This window comes from Alteromonas sp. 76-1 (assembly GCF_900654235.1).
In the GTDB taxonomy this organism is placed as follows: Bacteria; Pseudomonadota; Gammaproteobacteria; order Enterobacterales; family Alteromonadaceae; genus Alteromonas; species Alteromonas naphthalenivorans.
Map to the genome: position 1 here is coordinate 4,697,393 of NZ_LR136958.1, position 18,894 is coordinate 4,716,286.

Here is an 18,894-nt window from a genome sequence, read left to right on the forward strand (position 1 = left end):
CTTTTCTTTAGGATCCACTATGACAAAAAAGCCCATTGAGGTGCAATACATTCCACCCCAATAGGCCATTTATCAATTTAACATAGCAGTTACTTAGAAGGTGTAACGAGCGCCCAATGCGTAACGTGCGCCTAATTCATCTAGTTGCCATAGCATTGCGCTAGTTCTTCCGTGTCGACGAATATTTTCATCGGTAATGTTTATCCCTTCAAACGATACCGTTAATGCGTCAGACACCTCATACGACATACTAAAATCAATTTGTGAGTATGCTTCGGTATAACCTGGCTCATTCACATATTGAGACGTCGTATCTAGGAACTTATCACGCCAGTTATAGGCAATACGCGCTTGAAGGGCATCCATTTCATACATAAATATCAGGTTAGCGGTATCACTTAAGCCGACTAGCGCGAACTGCGTAATACTTGGGTTGGCGTTGTTATCAAACCCGATGTCACCCGTAACCGTTGTATAGTTCGCTTGAATACCAAAACCGGTATCGCCGAAGAAGTGCTGGGCAGCCAGCTCAAATCCGTAAATATTGGCGTTTTTGTTATTCACTGGCTTCGAATTGATGAAAGTCATCAATGGATCGTCACCATTTGGAATAATGTCGTATGCCGCTTCGAACTGTTCGTCGGTCATAGAGTCGTAATCGACACCATTTTCCATTGCAGCGACCATGTTAAATAACGAGGTATCGCTGATAGGAATGCCGCGGGCTTCAAGTTCGTCCATAGCGGCTTGTGCACGAGGACCTGCGGTAGCGTCCGTCAACCCAAATATGTTCTCTTCAACTTGTTCGTTACCAATAAAGTTTTTAACCCGTTTATCGTAAAAACCTACTGATACGTAGCTGGTTTCATCAAAGTAGTATTCTAGCGATAAATCTACGTTGTCTGATTCAAGCGGTATAAGGGCAGGGTTACCTGAGCTTGCCGTAGCCGTTGGGCCATCACTAAGAAGGGTAGGGCTACTTGGCGTACCAACAGTAGAAGCTGCACTTAAGTTGTTGTAAGTCGGTCTAGCAATGGTTTTGCTATAGGAGAAACGCGCAATCACATTTTCCATCACTTCGATATCGAAATCTAACGCAGGAAGGAAATGGTCATAGCTTGAATCAACTTCAACATCTTCCATGTCACTACCGAAACGGACGTTAAAGTCGTTGTTACCTTCCCATGCGATACCGCTAGGTAAGCTGATATTTGCAATAGAAGTGACATCCGTGTTTTCGTAACGAATACCGGTCAATAAGTTATATTCCATACCATTGAGTTCACCGGATAAATCGAGTTCAAAATAAACCGATGTAATATCTTCTTCAATAGTCCGGTTAGTGGCAAATGGGTTGTTGGCAAGTAAATCGAAACCATACTTTTGGGCAGCGAAGGCACCAATTTCAGCAATGCTTCCGGTAAACCCTTGTGAAAACATACCTGTGGTATTGAAGTCACTAAACTCACTGGCTAAATCGAGAGGGGTTAATGAACCTGCTGGCAATTCACCTGGATTTTCAATACCCCAGTTACCCATGGTATGTCGGGTAAGTGATTGTAGCGACGTACTCTCCATAGCACGAGATTCAATACCGAAGTTAATACTTCCGGTATCCATAGCATAACTACCGTCAATGCGAGCTTGAGTAATTTCTGTTTCTTGTGAAGCAAAGTTCATATCAAGAATTGATGTACCCACATCATCTTGATCAAGCACACCATTTCCATTTAGATTCGTACGAGAAACATCGTCGAAATCTAGCATCATGATAGGGAAGTCGCCGGAGAAATCGACACCTTGACCGCGGGCAACGTTCGCACCAAGGCCTAGGTTTGTCCATGTACCATAAGGCGAGTCTGGACGACCTTCTGCAGTAGAGTTATGCAAGTCGAAATGCAGCGTCAAATCATCGGTAGCAAAGTATTTAACGTTAAAGCCTACTGACTTATTTTCATTAACTTGATTAAGCTCTTGTAACGCTAAGCCCAAGTCACGAGGCAATAAATCTCTGCGCTCTTGCGTAATCAGCACGGGAGTTTTAACCGTATTGTCATCGAAGGTTAGGTTGGTAAAGTAACGGTCGTCCATCCAAATCGACTGTTCTGCACGGGCTTCATATAAATCTTGTTTTGAATACGTGTAGTCTAGGGTAGCCACGAGATCATCACTTGGCGCGTACTGAAAAGTAAGCTGGGCGTTGGTACGCTCACGCTCTCTGTCTGCCATGTAGTAACGTAAATCTGAAGGGATACCAAATAACTGCCCCATTGCTGGTGCATTATTTAAAACAATGGGATCACCACTGTCTGGATTAGCGGGATCTGGAGATTGTGGCACCGTGCCATCAAATGGGTTTACTCGCCATTGGTTAACGAACGCACCTTGTGCGGCACTATCACGCTGTTGATAGGACCCAGTAAAAGTTACGCCGAATTTTCTATCGTCGTCTAAGTAGTTAATAAACCCAGACAGCTCTGGCGTGACATCGTCACCTACACGGTTTGTGGTGTCATGCAACGCTTTTGCACCAACACTCGCCATGATGCCGGTTTCAGATGCATCGAATGGTCTTGCGGTACGAATATTGACTGAGGCACCAATACCACCAGTAGCTATACTTGCACGGCCAGTTTTATAAACCTCTACAGCACGGACACTTTCCGAGGCTAAATCAGAAAAGTTAAATGCACGGGAATTAGCAACACTACCACCATTCGGTAATGCGGCGCCTGGCATTGTTCTGCCATTTAACGTCACCATGTTGAAATCGGGGCCGAAACCACGTGCCGTAATTTGGCTACCCTCACCGTTATTTCGGCTTATCGATATGCCGGTAATACGTTGAAGAGATTCTGCCAAGTTTGTATCAGGGAATTTGCCAATGTCTTCAGCGGAAATAGCATCAACAACACCCGCTGAATCGCGCTTAATGCCCATCGATTCTTGAACACTGCTTCGAATCCCAGATACTTGAATGACTTCTATATTGTCATTTTCGCTAGCTTCCTGTGCTTGTACTGGGAACATCAGGCCTGTTCCCAATATTAAAGACAGACTGGTAGCGATTTTAGATTTGTATAGCTTGTTATGTGTCACTGTCTTTCTCTCTTATGTTGTGCTGAGTGATGAGCGCTTCCCAAGAAAGGGCTTTCTCAGGTATGACAACGAAACACCCGCAAGAGAAAGCGCTTTCTCAAAACTAAGGCATCCTAGACTAAAGATCAACATTTTTTTCACACAAAGTTCACAACAAAAAATAAGCTAAATATTAGATAACTGCCATTATTTACATTTATTGTTATAAATCATGAGCTTGAGTTATACCATCAAGTAAAATCAGTGAACACCAACCAGTTAAATGTAAACAGGTAATTTATAACGTAAAGATAAAATATAACAACTTTACAAAGAAAGCGCTTTCTCAAAATGTTGTGTTCATGCTATAAACAAAATAGGTGAAGTCATCCGTAGCGTTTATTTTTCACGCATTCAAACTTTCACCTCGCTACATTATTATCGAGAATTGTAATAGGACCCTAAGAAATGATGAAAGACATCGAGCTACCCAAAACAAGCCCCATGTTAGATAAAGAATTTACCTTTGGAACAGCGACTTCTTCTTTTCAAATAGAGGGGGATGCCGAAAATCGAATGGAAAGTATTTGGGATGTTTTTTGTCGCACCCCTGGGGCAGTAGCTGATAATTCTGATGGCGTGGTAGCTTGTGAACATATTCTTAGGTGGCGTGATGATGTTGAAATACTCAAACAACTTGGTGTAGATGCGTATCGCTTTTCGATATCTTGGCCACGGGTGATGAATCAGGATGGCGAACTAAACGAAAAGGGGGTTTCTTTTTACATTCAATTACTTGAAGTATTAATTGAAGCAAATATAAAACCTTTCGTTACCCTTTATCATTGGGATTTACCACAATATTTAGAGGCAAAAGGCGGATGGCTATATCGTCAAACTGCATACGATTTCGCAAACTATGCTGACAAAATTACCGCAGCCCTTGGTGAAAGGGTTTATTCCTATGCCACCTTCAATGAACCCTTTTGTTCTGCATACTTAGGCTACGAAATTGGTGTTCATGCGCCTGGACGAAAAGGAAGAAAGCTGGGTAGAGCTGCCGCGCATCACATTTTACTTGCCCACGGATTAGGTATGCAGGTACTAAGAAAAAATGCACCTCATGCCTTAAATGGCATCGTTTTGAATTTTACCCCGTGCTATAGCGCCTCAGATTCTGAAGCCGATAAACTCGCCACAGAAATGGCAGATCAATATATAAATCAATGGTATATGCAGCCTGTGATGAAAGGTAGTTACCCCTATGTTATTGATGCATTAGCAGATAATGATAAACCTCCTATTGAATCAGGCGATATGGAAATTATTTGTCAGCCTTTAGATTTTATTGGCATTAACTTCTATACCCGTCTTCATTACTCTGCTCCACATAAAGCAGAAGATCTCTTTCACGAGCACGCCCACCAAGCACCTATGACGGATATTGGTTGGGAAATTTACCCAGAAGCCTTACGTGAACTGCTCGTTTCTTTAAATGAGCGTTATAAACTTCCACCTGTATACATTACCGAAAACGGGGCTGCCATGGCGGATGTAGTCCAAGATGGTATGGTAGACGATGAAGATAGAATAGACTATTACACTGGCCACCTAAATGCGGTTAACGAAGCGATGAAATCAGGCGTGAAAGTGAGTGGTTACTTCGCATGGAGCCTTATGGATAACTTCGAATGGGCCGAGGGCTATGAAAAGCGGTTCGGTCTTGTTTATGTCGATTTCGAAACCCAAGAACGTACTTTTAAAAATAGTGCGAAGGCTTACCAACGTTTATTAGCTAGTCGTAAATAACAAATATAAAAGGAATACACAGTGAATCATTCGTTGAGTGTGCGGGAAAAGATTGGTTATGGGTTGGGCGATGCAGCGGCTAATCTTGTCTGGCGCGGCGCCCTTGCATACTTAGCGGTGTTTTACACAGATACCTTTGGGTTAACTGCGGCGGCCGCTGCTATGCTTTTTTTGGTGGTACGTCTTACTGATGGCGTTACTGACATCATCATGGGAATGATTGCAGATAGAACGCAAACTAAACTCGGTAAATTTCGTCCCTGGATATTAGGCTCTACTCCATTCTTAGGCTTATTCATGGTGCTGTGTTTCACCACTCCTGATTTTTCTTATACGAATAAGCTCATCTATGCCTACCTAACCTACATAGGGCTAACCTTAGCTTACACGGTAAATAACGTACCCTACTCAGCGCTAATGGGCGTGATGACAAGCGACGATCGAGAGCGAACCAGTTTATCTGGCTTTCGATTTGCTGGGGCATTTATGGGCGGATTGCTCGTCATGGGATGTTTACCTATGCTAGTTGCTTTCTTCGGTGAAGGTAATACTGCAAAGGGTTATCAATATGCCATGTACCTTTTCGCTACTCTCTTAGTCGCATTGATGTTCACGACTGTGGCCACAACCAAAGAGAGGGTCCCAGTAGTGCAAAACGACGGAGCAAGCTTACTTCAAGAGCTAAAAGACTTGTCTCGTCAGCTGCCTTTAATTCTGTTCCCACTGTCGGCCATTACTGCGTTTTTCTATTATCGAAATTGGCCAAGTGGCATCGCTTTCGTTGTAGTCATATCGATAACATCCATCTTTATTAAGCGCCTTGTGAATCGACCTGAAGCGAATAATAGTCGTTCACAACAAGACATCATTGATTTACTTACTAATAAACCCTGGGTCATTTTGCTAGGCATGGGCTTCCTCACTATGATGTTTAACGGCATAAAGTACGGTGTCATTGCTTATTACTTTAAGTACTACATTGGTGATGAGTTACTCACCGGATACTATTTTATTGCCTTATTGGTGGTATCGATATTAGGCGCATTGGCCACGCCAGCTTTATCGCGTTTTATGGGCAGAAAAAAGCTATTTATTCTCTCGTTATTGGCTAGCAGCGCACTGACATGTGCAATTTACTTTGTGCCACAAGGTTCTGTTACGGGCATATTTGTATTGGGCTGTAGCGCGGAGTTTTTCGCTGCGATCATGCCAACCTTATTCTTTTCCATGCTTGGCGACTCTGCAGATTATAACGAATGGCGTACAGGCCGAAGAGCGACAGGATTGATATATTCAGCAGGCTCTTTTGTACAGAAAACCGGTGGAGGCTTTGCAGGCGCTCTAGTTCTGTTGGTGCTAGGAAGTTATGGTTATGACGGCATGCAAGTCGATTCCATTTCGCAAACCTTACCGGGCATGCAGGCATTGATGAGCTGGATACCTGCCTGCTTTGGTATAGCAGGCGCACTCCTAATTATGCTGTATCCGCTTACTGATGCCCGACAGCAAGAAGTGACAGAGACTTTACTTAAGCGGCGTAGCGCAACTGCTTGAATAACGGCATAATGCATAAATAATGCGAACATGGCATTAATGAGCATCAAAACTAAGTTAGGGGAAGTGATACGTGGCAACAATCTATGAAGTAGCTGATAAGGCAGGGGTCTCGTTGTCGACGGTATCTCGGGTATTGAACGGTAAAACTACTGTAAATCCCGCCTTAAAAGCCAAGGTAGAGGAGGCCATGTTAGCGCTAAACTATCGCCCCAACTCCATTGCTCGTTCACTGGCCACCAGCCGCTCAGATAGTGTAGGCATTCTAGTTTCAGAGTTAAACTCACCATTTTTTGGTGACTTGATGCAAGCAGTAGAGTTAACGCTTAGAGCCGCTGATAAGCACGTAATTATTACAGTAGGACACAATAACTTAGAAACCGAACAAGACGCCGTCGAGTTTTTAATTGGCCGTAATTGCGATGCTATTATCATGCACGCTGAAGCCATGAGTGATGAGTATTTAAAAACGCTGAATTCATCTCGCCTCCCAATTTCTTTGGTAAATCGCCAAGTTGATGGTGTGGGAGAGGGATGTATTGTGTTGGACAATGAAAAAGGCGGCTATTTAGCCACGCAGCACCTTATTAGCTTAGGCCATAAAAATATTGGCTATATATCAGGGCCTTCTGATAAATGCGATGCAAATCAACGACTGGCAGGTCACAAGCGCGCACTTAAAGAAGCAGGGATAGCCTTTAAACCGAATTTAATCTTTGAAGGAAGCTACACAGAAGAAGACGGTAAAGCAGGTCTGTTAGAGTTACTTTCAGGAGACTCGCCTTTTTCAGCGCTGGTATGTGCTAATGATTGGATGGCCTCAGGTGCAATGAGCTGTGCCAGAGATTTAGGAATGAATCTGCCACAAGATTTATCTATCGTGGGTTTTGATGATGCTGTTTTTGCGCACCATGTATTCCCACGCCTAACCACGGTTAGCAATCCTATCTCCGACATGGCTGCTATGTCAGCACGTCATATTTTAAATGTAGTTTATGGCTACAAAGATGAAGTGCAAACCTTGTTTCAACCTTCTCTGATTATACGAGAGTCTACCATGGCGTATGAGGCCTAAGTTCTTGCTATAACTCATTATAAGTACTCCCTTTAAAGTGCGCATAAGTACACTTAAACAAATGCGTAAATGCCCTATGGCGCAGTTTCAATTTAAGATAAACTGATTCGCACTGTTTCATGTGAAACCTTTTCCTCCTTCGGAGCGATACATATATGCGCTTAACTATTACCGTCATCTTACTACTTAGCTGTGTGAATACTGTTACTGCTGAGGTGTTGTCCTCAACAACACAGCCGCATAGTGATACCAAAGTTCAGCCATTGCTAGAAGACGAAGTAAAAGTAAATAGGGTGCTCGATTCGCTACACCAATTTGCTTCCGATGCGAACTTCGACAGCTACTTTTCACTGTATAGCGACAATGCTATTTTCATTGGTACCGATGCTAGCGAGGTATGGACAATGAGTGCTTTTAAAGCATATGCGCAACCCCACTTTTCGAAAGGACGTGGATGGACATATACCCCTCATTCAAGACATATATATTTTTCAAGTAACCGCGATGTGGCGTGGTTCGATGAACTTCTAGATAACGAAAGCTTAGGAGTGACACGTGGAACTGGTGTATTAATATTAGTGAACGATAAGTGGAAAGTAAGCCAATATCACCTCACCATTCCCGTTCCAAATGCGCTTGCCGATAGCGTTGCTGAGCAAATTAAATCGCATAGAAAAAAGGGCCAATAAAGGCCCTTTCTTATTTTTAGCAGCTAACGCTAAGACTGAGTTAGCGGCTGAATCTCTAACTCTACACGACGGTTCATTGATCTATTTGCCGCAGTGTCATTTGGCACTTTAGGCTGATATTCACCCATACCTACTGTGGTAATGCGAGTAGAATTAACGCTGTAATTCAACAATACATTTCTAACTGCACCCGCACGGCGCTCAGACAAACCTTGGTTATATTGCTCTGACCCTGTGTCATCAGTATGACCTTTTATCATCAGTACTGTCTTATCATAGTTATTCACTACTTTCGCAACATCTTGAAGTACTGGGTTAAAGTTAGGGCTGATAGAAGAACTATCGGTAGCAAATGTTATATCGCCAGGCATGATCAAACGTAAGTTGTCGCCTTCTCGAACCACTTGAACGCCGGTATCAGATAATTCACTTCGAAGCGCTTCTTCTTGCTTGTCCATGTATCCGCCAATCGCGCCACCCGCAATGGCACCAACCGCCGCACCCCACGCGTAGCGACTTTTATCATTATCTCCCGTTGCCTTACCTAACAACGCGCCCATGACAGCACCAATAGCTGCACCTTTCTGCGAGTTCGATGGGTCGTTAGCACAGCCAGCAACGGCTAAAGATGCCGCAATTAACGTAATTCCTAATTTCTTTTTCATAACATCCTCGGTACGTCGTTATCAACTTTTTAAGTGAGGGCGAACTTACGCCTACTTTTAAACTTTACAGTTACACGCTCGCGTCACTTCTATCTTTACTGTTACTAAATTATCGTCTCAATCTATTGTCCAATTCGTATTGAGCGAAATTTATCGAGCATTAATTATTAACTAATTATTAAGTAGTACAGCAATATGCATTCCACATTCATTAACTGACATGAGTGTAACCAATAAACGAAAATCGTTAAGGCATTATAGAGGAAGTTAACTGAACGTAAGCTAAATGGCTGCTTATAGTGCAAGCCTTTAGATGCCTTCTTACGATTCGTAATATTTCGATAAACGGGTGATAATAAATTTTTTACGCACGCCGCGTTTGAGTAATATTGGGATGTATAATATGAAGGTGTTTGTAAAGGGTACAGACAAACGCAACGTTCTTACTTAGTCGCGTTTCTACGACAGTGTGTGTTTAGCGTTCTGCTCAACTCGTACAGAACATAGCCACTGAAATATGTTTTAGTGCTTACCCGATAGAGACCGAGCGTTCGAAAAAGGCGTTCACGTCAATTTTATAATCAGAAGCAATAGCCGCTTTTGAAACCTTAACGTTTTTTTCTGATGCTAAATCAATATCTTTTGGCTCAAGAAAGTGTGCATTTCGAACAGAATAAAATACCTTAACTTTAGGCGCTAATGGCGAGTCGGTTTGTTCAATCACCATGGCAAGTCGTTCATTCGACAGTAGTACTAGGCTTCCTACCGGATAGATACCCATACATTTAATAAATTGTTGTACCAATGGTAAATCTAATCGTGACGGCGCATCGCTTAACAAAATAGAAAACGCTTTTTGGCTCGACATACCAGATTTATAGACTCTATCTGCAGTTAGCGCATCGTACATATCCGCAATAGCTAACATGCGGCCTTCACGACTGATGTTTTCACCTTTAGTGCCCATAGGGTACCCTAAACCATCTAAGCGCTCGTGATGCTCACTGATAGTTCTAATTAAGGTTTTGTCTAAGTCGGTTTCATTTAAATAATCTACCCCGTGTTTAACATGCCCTTTCATGATATCCATTTCATCGTCAGTTAAACGGCCAGGCTTATGCAGAATTTCATCCGGTATTTGAATTTTACCCAAGTCATGTAGAAAACCTGAATATGAGAGATCTTGAACTTCGCTTTCGGACATCCCTAAATGACGACCAAAGTTGGCCAGTAATATGGCAACATTTAAAGAATGTTCTAAGAGGTAATCATCTTTTTCACGAATTTTCGTCAGACATAATAATGCATCGGGGTTACGGTCTACTGAAGACACCAACTTCGCTGAAAATTCTTTAGGAATACTGCTATCAAAAGGCTGTGCTTTTTTAACACTGTTAAGTAGTTGCTTTTGGATTCGCTTACCTTGCACGTGCAACTTGGTTGCGCGAGTCAATTCGCTTTCAAGGCTTGCCTTAGGTGCTTTCTCAGCAACTTTTTTGCTTACCGGCGCTTCCTTATTAGGTTCAGGTTCATCTGAAGATACGCTGAACGCTTTATCAGTATCAATAACAAGGGTTAACACGCCCTTTTTTTTAAGGGCATCAGCAATCGCTTGCGATGTAACTCGTCCTTGGCTTTTAACTGAAAGCTGACCTTTCTGCTCCAGGATTTGATGAACAAACATACCTGGTTTCAAGTCTTTTATTGTAATTTTCTTAAGCATTATGAGTGAGATACCACTTTAAAAACGCCACACCAACTGGTGATAAATTATGCCAAATACCAGTGAATATTCTTACTGGTCTAGTTCGGCCAATAAAGTATACAAACTAGGTTTCCAACCATAAACTTTCATATTCACTCTATGGTTTTTAACTACGATCCCTTCCGATACCAGCAAAGAACGCTGCTCTTCTGCTAGCTCAGATCCTGTCGGAAATGCTATTTTTCCATCAGCTCTTATTACTCGATGCCATCGAGTAGTAACATCAGAGCCTTTTAAGCACTTTCCTACAAGTCTAGCTTTACCCGGCAAACCTGCAAGGTCTGCTAACTGCCCATAGCTGACTACGTAACCACTTGGTACAATTGAAAGCGTTTTTAGTATTTTGGATTGTATCGCTACATTAACCATAATGCATATTATCCATTCTAACTATTTTTAACTGTTTAAGGACAGGGGTTTTTAAAAAACACGACTATGAGATCTAAATGTAAAAAGTGCAATTACCCTACAAGCACCTGTATTTGTGACGCAATTTCATCGGTTATAATACCAATTAAGGTAATTGTAATTCAACACGTTAAGGAATCTGCCAATGCTAAGAATACAGCGAGATTAATTAAGCTTTGCGCTAACGATGTAGAGATAATTACCACTGATAGTATTGGCGAAATGACAACATTAGCTTCACAATGTAATGTTCAATCAACCGCACTTTTATACCCTAGTGATAACAGTATCGCCCTTGAGTCACAACGGGAACACATCGCTTCATCACTACAAACACTATTGGTGATAGATGGCAGCTGGAAGCAAGCTTACGCTGTATTGCAACAATTCCCTTGGTTGTCGACTATACCGAGCTTCCATTTCGAGCACGCCCCCTCTACACAATATAGAATACGGCACACTCGAATTCGTGAAGGGTTATCCACCCTTGAAGCAACGGCCTATACCTTAAACACACTATATAATATTGATACTCAACCTTTCATCGAGTTACAAGAAGCTATGCAAGAGAATTGGAGAGGACCCAAAGCCCACCAGAGAGAGACCTAATCACTAGGCCTCCATTGGAATAAACCCTTTTTGATCTCTAATCAGTGTTATCCAATTTCTTATCGCGGGGTAAGCCGCTAGATCGAAGCCTCCCTCGTGTGCAACATGGGTATAAGCAAATAGTGAGATGTCTGCCAGCGAAATTTGGTTACCTAGCAAAAACGGGGTTTGATTAAGTTGTTTATCCATCACTTCAAGCGCTCTGTAGCCTCCAGCTTGCTTTGCCTCATATTCTGCTTTTCTGTCCTCAGGTAAACCAAGATAAAGATTGATATAGCGCGCAACCGCTATATAGGGTTCATGACTGTATTGCTCGAAGAATTGCCATTGTAGTAAAGTGGCAAAAGTAAAAGGTGAGGTAGGAATAAACGTAGAGCCTGAGGCTAAATAATGCATGATGGCGTTGGACTCAGACAACACACGTCCATCATCCAACTCTAGAATAGGAATTTTACCGTTAGGGGACTTTGCTAAAAAAGTATCTGTTCGACACTCTCCTTTAAGAATATCGACATCAACCCACTCACATGCCTTCCCAAGTAATGCCAGTAAAAGCTGTAATTTATAGCAATTACCTGAGCGTTTATCACCGTAAATCAGCATGTCACTCTCCTAATGAAATTTGCTTATTCTATAAGCTACCCTTAGTAGAAGGATTCTACAAATAGAAAGGCAAGCCAAGAGACAGGTAAAGGCATCATGCACATAAGTAATCTGAGCTTTTGGGGTTTGCTTAAAACTCTACGTAAGGTTTCTTTATTGGTTTCTATCGACTCTATTTCCTTGCTAAGCGACGATTTTACCGCGCTATTTGCCTGCTGACGAATTAACTGTGTAATTTCGCTTTCATAATCTTTCATCACTATATTTGCCACGGTACGCATTCGTTTCGCCACTATAATCATAGGTAGAAACAAGTACGCTGAAATGAAAATGGCATAGACAGTAAGAACAACAATATCGAAGAATGGGACTGACTTGTTGATCCAAAAAATCGGCGTTAGCGCAAACCCAGAGACCGCAATTAAGGTATTGGACAGCGCCATATTAAAAATCTCTCGCAACAAGTACAGTTCTTTTACAGCGTAAGAATGTTCCGTTGATGCGAGCTTTTGCAAATAATGAGTGTTACTGAAGACTTGTAAAATAAAGAGCGTTAACAATAACCAAAAAGGAATTGATGTGAGGGCAATTACAAGCACCTCTGGCTCATCTATTCGTGTCACTAAACCTTCTGATAATAGATACGCAATAGGCATGATCACCCCAATAGAGGTTGACCACATTAAATGTCTAGCGAACTGCCTTCCCAACAGACCGCGATGATGATTAAAATGACTTAGTTTTTCTAAGCTTACTAATGCTGCAATTAATGTGCTTGCCGCATTCTTATGAACGTTTCTTATCGTAAGCCAAAAAAAACCAGAAAGCAGCGTGGTGCCTAGCGCAGTATTAAAATCTCGCTGATGATTTGCATCTAGAATAGGCAACGTCAATGCCCCAGTCAAATTATGTATAAGTAGGAGGATCAAAACTAAAAAGAGTGGGTACGCCCATACACTTACTACATTGCGGTTACTCTCGTAAGCACTGAACTTCATCGTATTTTTTAACCGCTAGTTATAATAATAATTGGGATGTGAAACATACGCGTTTACTAAACGCTGAACTAGGAATTATACGGTTATCAGAAGTACAAACCAAATTTAAAAAGTACTTAAATATCGCCTTTTAATTTTAGGCGTATAGCTGGAAATTTAAATGAGCGTTTCGACCATTGAAACTAAACCCCACGAAACAGGAACTAAAACAACGGCGACTATTGTTTTGAGTTTATCATTATTTTTAAAAACTTCACTTGGGGCTCGGGCTATTCTTGACGGCCTATTTTTATCATTATGATTGCTCTGTTCACTGTAGCCTTGGTTTAAGGCTACAGTCTTCTGCTGTTTTAAAATAGCTTTGAATTTTAACAGGGGCGTAAACGTATATGCCATTATTAGCAGTGACAGACTCACTACCGCTACCACCTCCAAAGGTGATACGACTACATTGAACCAAAATATAGGCAGAACGGTTAATAGGCCTAGGGCAATAATGGCATTAGTCAGAGAAAGCTTGGTTATTACACTAAAAGACGCCCAGTAGTCTGAAGGTTTATTAGTTCCTGGAAGTACCTGCTTTAGCAGGTAGGTCACATTCGATCTTACTTGAAATAGAAACAAAGAAGTAAGAAGGCTAAAAGTAACGAATGATGCGATATATGAAATGCTTTTAATATTATAGCCTTCGTCACTAACATCTCCTAAAAATGCTAATACAACCATAAACATACATGCAATTATTAATGAATTTACAATTTGATGATGAAAGACCTTGGTTAGCCTTTGCCTATGTACTGAAAACTGACCTAACTGATTTTTTTTAACCAACAACGAAATTAAACTGCTTGCTACGTTTTGGTGAATATAACGAAATCCAAACCAGAAATATCCAATAAATAATGAAATACTAACTGCAGAATTAAAACTGCGCTGAGCAGAAATATCGCCAGAATTAGGCCAGTAAAAAGCGCCCGAATATATATTCAATAGCGGTATCGCTAACAAAACTAATAGAGGAAATAAGCCAATAAACTGTTGTGGTTTACTAGTTGGAGGAGCTATCTTCATAAAACCATCGTATCTACTAACGAGAGAATACGGACAGACTGTTATTGTAATGCTACGAATTAGCCACAATCTGCGTAGACAATCATTATATTCAGCAATCCTTATGTTAATCGATTAAAGTATTTATTTACACTATTTATCTATCTATTCAAATAAAAAAACCCGCCAAAAGGCGGGTTTTTATAAACAGCTATTAGATTACTTGCGTAACTTCTGAATAAGGCGAAGTTGTGCGATAGCTTCAGACAACTCTTGAGCTGCTTCTGCGTAATCAAAGTCTGCGCCTGGGTTGGCGATGTGCTCTTGTGCACGTCGTTTGGCTTCTTCTGCTGCTTGCTCGTCTAGATCTTCTACACGAACCGCAGTATCAGCCAGTACGGTGACGTTACCAGGCTGTACTTCTAGTACACCACCTGCAACGTAAATAACTTCTTCTTCACCGAACTGCTTAACCAAACGCACCATACCAGGTTTAATAGCAGAGATAAGTGGCGCGTGTCCTGGGTGTATACCTAGTTCACCTTCGCTACCTGTCACTTGAATCGTTTCAACAAGACCAGAAAAAATTTCTTTTTCTGCGCTTACTACGTCCAAATGTACTGTCATTGCTGCCATAGAACCTCCTGATTAGGTACGTTAGCACATTAATAGGCTGACAGGGTCAGCCACATAATTATGCTTTATTGGCTTTCTCTTGAGCTTCTTCGATAGAACCAACCATGTAGAAGGCTTGTTCTGGTAGAGAGTCATACTCACCTTCCAGGATACCTTTAAAGCCACTGATAGTGTCTTTAAGCGATACATATTTACCTGGAGAGCCAGTGAATACTTCTGCTACGAAGAAAGGCTGAGAAAGGAAGCGCTGAATTTTACGAGCACGTGATACCACTTGCTTGTCTTCTTCAGACAACTCGTCCATACCTAGGATGGCAATGATGTCTTTCAACTCTTTATAACGCTGAAGTACAGTTTGTACGCCACGTGCTACGTCGTAGTGCTCTTGACCAATAACTAGTGGGTCAAGCTGACGTGAAGTTGAATCTAGTGGGTCTACCGCAGGGTAGATACCAAGAGACGCGATATCACGAGAAAGTACAACTGTTGCATCTAAGTGAGCAAAGGTTGTTGCCGGAGATGGATCCGTCAAGTCATCCGCAGGTACGTATACCGCTTGGATTGAAGTGATTGAACCTGTCTTCGTTGACGTAATACGTTCTTGAAGTACACCCATCTCTTCTGCAAGCGTAGGCTGATAACCTACCGCAGACGGCATACGACCTAGAAGTGCTGATACTTCAGTACCTGCTAGGGTATAACGATAGATGTTATCTACGAAGAATAGTACGTCACGACCTTCGTCACGGAACTTCTCAGCCATAGTAAGACCTGTCAAAGCAACACGTAAACGGTTACCAGGAGGCTCATTCATTTGGCCGTAAACCAACGATACTTTATCAAGTACGTTAGAGTCGTTCATTTCATGATAGAAATCGTTACCTTCACGAGTACGCTCACCAACACCAGCGAATACAGAGAAACCACTGTGTTCGATTGCGATGTTACGGATAAGCTCCATCATGTTTACTGTTTTACCTACACCAGCACCACCGAATAGACCAACTTTACCACCCTTAGCGAATGGGCAAACCAAGTCGATTACTTTGATACCAGTTTCTAGTAATTCTACTGAGCTAGACTGATCTTCGTAGCTAGGCGCTGCACGGTGAATAGACATACGGTCTTCTTCGCCAATTGGGCCTGCTTCGTCGATTGGGTTACCCAATACGTCCATGATACGGCCAAGTGTAGCTGTACCTACTGGAACCATAATAGGGTTTTCAGTGTTCTCTACAGCCAAACCGCGCTGTAAGCCATCAGTAGAACCTAGGGCGATAGAGCGAACTACACCGCCACCTAATTGTTGTTGCACTTCTAGGGTTAACCCAGATAAGCCACCTTCGGTAACTCGTAGTGCGTCATAAACTCTTGGTACCGCAGTTTGTGGAAACTCAATGTCCACAACGGCGCCAATGATTTGGACGACCTTACCTTGACTCATAATTTGTCCTCGTTATCTTTTAGAAACCTTTGCCTACACCGCTGCGGCACCGCTCACAATCTCACTAATTTCTTGTGTGATTGCAGCTTGACGCGCTTTGTTATATATCAGTTGCAACTCATCAATTAAGTCGCCAGCGTTGTCGGTTGCTGCCTTCATGGCAACCATTCGCGCAGCTTGTTCTGACGCCGCGTTTTCTACAACACCCTGATACACCTGAGACTCAATGTAACGTACCATTAATGCTTCCAAAATTTCTTTTGGATCTGGTTCGTAAATGTAGTCCCAACGATGCTTATATTCTTCGTCTTCAGACTTTGGCAAAGGCAATAACTGATTGATCACAGGGCTCTGTGTCATGGTGTTTACGAAGTCATTAAATACCAAGAAAACTCGGTCTAATTTACCTTCGTCGTAAGCTTTAAGCATTACACGTACAACACCTACTACATCGCTCGCAGACGGCTTATCACCCAATCCAGATTCAGCGGCAAGCAAAGTGCCACCAAAACGGTTGAAGAAAGAGCACGCTTTTGAACCTAATGCAGCGAAGTCCACTTCTACACCTTGGTCACGCCATTTTTTGACGTCCTGAGTGACAAGCTTAAATTCATTACTGTTTAAGCCACCACACAAGCCTCGGTCAGTGGAAATCACAATGTAGCCGACGCGCTTAACTTCACGCTCTTCCAAATAAGGATGGCGGAACTCAAGGTTACCGTTAGCAATGTGACCAATCACTTTTAGCATGTTTTGCGCATATGGACGGCCAGAGGCCATACGTTCTTGCGCCCGTTTCATTTTGGACGCAGCAACCATTTCCATTGCACTGGTAATCTTTTGAGTATTTTTGATACTCCCAATCTTACCTTTTATTTCTTTACCGCTGGCCATGACTATTTCTCCGATTACTCAACGTGAAGCCGATGGTGTTTACACATCATCGGCTGCATTGATTACCAAGTTTGTGTCGCTTTAAATTGTGTTAAAGCGTCAGCTAACTTAGCGGCGATTTCGTCGTTGAAGTTACCAGTTTCGTTGATAGTCTTCATAAGGTCAGCGTTTTCGCTGTTCATGTAAGAATGAAGAGCAGCTTCAAAATCTAGGATTTTGTTAAGCTCAACGTCCTTAAGGAAACCTTTTTCAACCGCGAACAATGATACGCCCATATCTGCAATAGATAGTGGTGCATATTGTTTCTGTTTCATTAGCTCTGTTACGCGCTCACCGTGCTCAAGTTGCTCACGGGTTGCATCATCAAGGTCAGATGCGAACTGCGAGAATGCCGCCAATTCACGATACTGAGCAAGTGCAAGACGAATACCACCGCCCAACTTCTTGATAATTTTAGTTTGCGCAGCACCACCAACACGAGATACCGATACACCAGCGTTAACCGCTGGACGGATACCTGCGTTAAACAAGTCAGTTTCTAGGAAGATCTGACCATCTGTAATCGAGATTACGTTGGTAGGTACGAAAGCAGATACGTCACCAGCTTGCGTTTCGATAATTGGAAGCGCAGTTAATGAACCGGTTTTGCCTTTCACTTCACCGTTTGTATAACGCTCAACGTATTGTTCGTTTACACGAGCAGCACGTTCTAGCAAACGAGAGTGAAGATAGAAAACGTCACCAGGGTATGCTTCACGACCAGGAGGACGCTTAAGTAGCAATGAAATTTGACGGTAAGCAACAGCTTGCTTAGACAAATCATCATATACGATTAGCGCATCTTCACCGCGGTCACGGAAGTATTCACCCATAGTACAACCAGAGTATGGTGCAAGGTATTGCAATGCAGCAGACTCAGACGCAGAAGCAGCAACGATAATGGTGTGACCCAATGCGTCGTGCTCTTCAAGCTTACGTACCACGTTAGCGATAGTAGAAGCTTTCTGACCAACCGCTACGTACACACATTTAATGCCTGTACCTTTTTGGTTGATGATAGCGTCGATTGCCATTGCGGTTTTACCACACTGACGGTCGCCGATGATAAGTTCACGCTGACCACGACCAACTGGGATCATGGCATCAACTGACTTATAACCAGTTTGGATTGGCTGATCTACTGATTGACGCTCGATTACACCAGGTGCAATCTTTTCTACTGGCTCAAAGCCAGCTGCATCAATGGCGCCTTTACCGTCGATAGGCTCACCAAGTGTGTTTACAACACGACCTAGTAGCGCATTACCAACAGGTACTTCAAGAATACGGCCTGTAGATTGTACTTTTACGCCTTCCTGTAAGTCCGCATATGGACCCATTACAACCGCACCTACAGAGTCTCGCTCAAGGTTTAGTGCAATAGCGTAGCGGCTTCCAGGAAGCTCAATCATTTCACCTTGCATTACATCGGCAAGGCCATGAATGCGGATAATACCGTCAGTTACTGCGACGATAGTACCTTCATTGCGTGCTTCACTGCTTACATTGAACTGTTCAATTCTTTTCTTGATCAGTTCAGCAATTTCAGTGGAATTAAGTTGCATGCTCTTATCCCCG

The 18,894-nt window shown here is 42.5% G+C and carries 16 protein-coding genes; 5 read left to right on the top strand and 11 right to left on the bottom strand.

Annotation, left to right across the window (positions count from 1 at the left end; translation table 11 throughout):
- Positions 1 to 93 precede the first annotated feature (93 nt).
- Positions 94 to 3,030 carry a TonB-dependent receptor gene (locus tag ALT761_RS19980; protein ID WP_442858135.1) on the bottom strand — a complete coding sequence of 979 codons (2,937 nt, stop codon included), beginning with the start codon at positions 3,028 to 3,030 and terminating at the stop codon, positions 94 to 96.
- A gap of 519 nt (positions 3,031 to 3,549) precedes the next feature.
- Here ALT761_RS19980 and ALT761_RS19985 point away from each other — a divergent pair.
- The 4 genes from ALT761_RS19985 to ALT761_RS20000 all read left to right on the top strand — a co-directional run bounded on the left by ALT761_RS19985 (position 3,550) and on the right by ALT761_RS20000 (position 8,205).
- Positions 3,550 to 4,887: a GH1 family beta-glucosidase gene (locus ALT761_RS19985; protein WP_129740710.1), complete on the top strand. Its 1,338-nt coding sequence runs from the start codon at positions 3,550 to 3,552 to the stop codon at positions 4,885 to 4,887.
- A gap of 21 nt (positions 4,888 to 4,908) precedes the next feature.
- Positions 4,909 to 6,441 carry an MFS transporter gene (locus ALT761_RS19990; protein ID WP_129740506.1) on the top strand — a complete coding sequence of 511 codons (1,533 nt, stop codon included), beginning with the start codon at positions 4,909 to 4,911 and terminating at the stop codon, positions 6,439 to 6,441.
- 73 nt (positions 6,442 to 6,514) lie between these two features.
- Positions 6,515 to 7,516 carry a LacI family DNA-binding transcriptional regulator gene (locus ALT761_RS19995; protein ID WP_129740507.1) on the top strand — a complete coding sequence of 334 codons (1,002 nt, stop codon included), beginning with the start codon at positions 6,515 to 6,517 and terminating at the stop codon, positions 7,514 to 7,516.
- 155 nt (positions 7,517 to 7,671) lie between these two features.
- Complete coding sequence (locus tag ALT761_RS20000; RefSeq protein WP_129740508.1) at positions 7,672 to 8,205, top strand: nuclear transport factor 2 family protein; 534 nt, start codon at positions 7,672 to 7,674, stop codon at positions 8,203 to 8,205.
- Between the two features lie 29 nt (positions 8,206 to 8,234).
- Here the strand turns inward: ALT761_RS20000 and ALT761_RS20005 are convergent, their stop codons facing one another.
- The 3 genes from ALT761_RS20005 to ALT761_RS20015 form a co-directional block, all read right to left on the bottom strand.
- Positions 8,235 to 8,870 carry an OmpA family protein gene (locus tag ALT761_RS20005; protein WP_129740509.1) on the bottom strand — a complete coding sequence of 212 codons (636 nt, stop codon included), beginning with the start codon at positions 8,868 to 8,870 and terminating at the stop codon, positions 8,235 to 8,237.
- Positions 8,871 to 9,399: 529 nt separating this feature from the next.
- Positions 9,400 to 10,593, bottom strand: a complete 1,194-nt coding sequence (locus ALT761_RS20010) for an HD-GYP domain-containing protein (protein WP_129740510.1) — start codon at positions 10,591 to 10,593, stop codon at positions 9,400 to 9,402.
- A 72-nt stretch (positions 10,594 to 10,665) separates the two neighbouring features.
- Positions 10,666 to 11,004, bottom strand: a complete 339-nt coding sequence (locus ALT761_RS20015; protein WP_129740511.1) for an MGMT family protein — start codon at positions 11,002 to 11,004, stop codon at positions 10,666 to 10,668.
- A gap of 66 nt (positions 11,005 to 11,070) precedes the next feature.
- Between ALT761_RS20015 and ALT761_RS20020 the strand changes: the two genes are divergently transcribed.
- Entirely contained in the window at positions 11,071 to 11,652 is a 582-nt protein-coding gene (locus ALT761_RS20020; RefSeq protein WP_129740512.1) for a DTW domain-containing protein, read from the top strand.
- A 3-nt stretch (positions 11,653 to 11,655) separates the two neighbouring features.
- Here the strand turns inward: ALT761_RS20020 and ALT761_RS20025 are convergent, their stop codons facing one another.
- The 7 genes from ALT761_RS20025 to atpA all read right to left on the bottom strand — a co-directional run bounded on the left by ALT761_RS20025 (position 11,656) and on the right by atpA (position 18,881).
- Positions 11,656 to 12,255, bottom strand: a complete 600-nt coding sequence (locus ALT761_RS20025; RefSeq protein WP_129740513.1) for a glutathione S-transferase family protein — start codon at positions 12,253 to 12,255, stop codon at positions 11,656 to 11,658.
- A 41-nt stretch (positions 12,256 to 12,296) separates the two neighbouring features.
- Positions 12,297 to 13,253 carry a hypothetical protein gene (locus tag ALT761_RS20030; protein ID WP_129740514.1) on the bottom strand — a complete coding sequence of 319 codons (957 nt, stop codon included), beginning with the start codon at positions 13,251 to 13,253 and terminating at the stop codon, positions 12,297 to 12,299.
- Positions 13,254 to 13,409: 156 nt separating this feature from the next.
- Positions 13,410 to 14,324, bottom strand: coding sequence for a hypothetical protein (locus ALT761_RS20035; protein WP_129740515.1), 915 nt, complete (start codon positions 14,322 to 14,324; stop codon positions 13,410 to 13,412).
- A 198-nt stretch (positions 14,325 to 14,522) separates the two neighbouring features.
- Positions 14,523 to 14,939: a F0F1 ATP synthase subunit epsilon gene (locus tag ALT761_RS20040; protein WP_013786809.1), complete on the bottom strand. Its 417-nt coding sequence runs from the start codon at positions 14,937 to 14,939 to the stop codon at positions 14,523 to 14,525.
- A 58-nt stretch (positions 14,940 to 14,997) separates the two neighbouring features.
- Positions 14,998 to 16,383: a F0F1 ATP synthase subunit beta gene (gene atpD, locus ALT761_RS20045; protein ID WP_013786810.1), complete on the bottom strand. Its 1,386-nt coding sequence runs from the start codon at positions 16,381 to 16,383 to the stop codon at positions 14,998 to 15,000.
- A 33-nt stretch (positions 16,384 to 16,416) separates the two neighbouring features.
- Positions 16,417 to 17,277, bottom strand: a complete 861-nt coding sequence (gene atpG, locus ALT761_RS20050) for a F0F1 ATP synthase subunit gamma (protein ID WP_013786811.1) — start codon at positions 17,275 to 17,277, stop codon at positions 16,417 to 16,419.
- Positions 17,278 to 17,339: 62 nt separating this feature from the next.
- Positions 17,340 to 18,881 (bottom strand): F0F1 ATP synthase subunit alpha, encoded by a 1,542-nt coding sequence (gene atpA, locus ALT761_RS20055; protein ID WP_013786812.1) that lies wholly within the window; start codon positions 18,879 to 18,881, stop codon positions 17,340 to 17,342.
- Positions 18,882 to 18,894 lie beyond the last annotated feature (13 nt).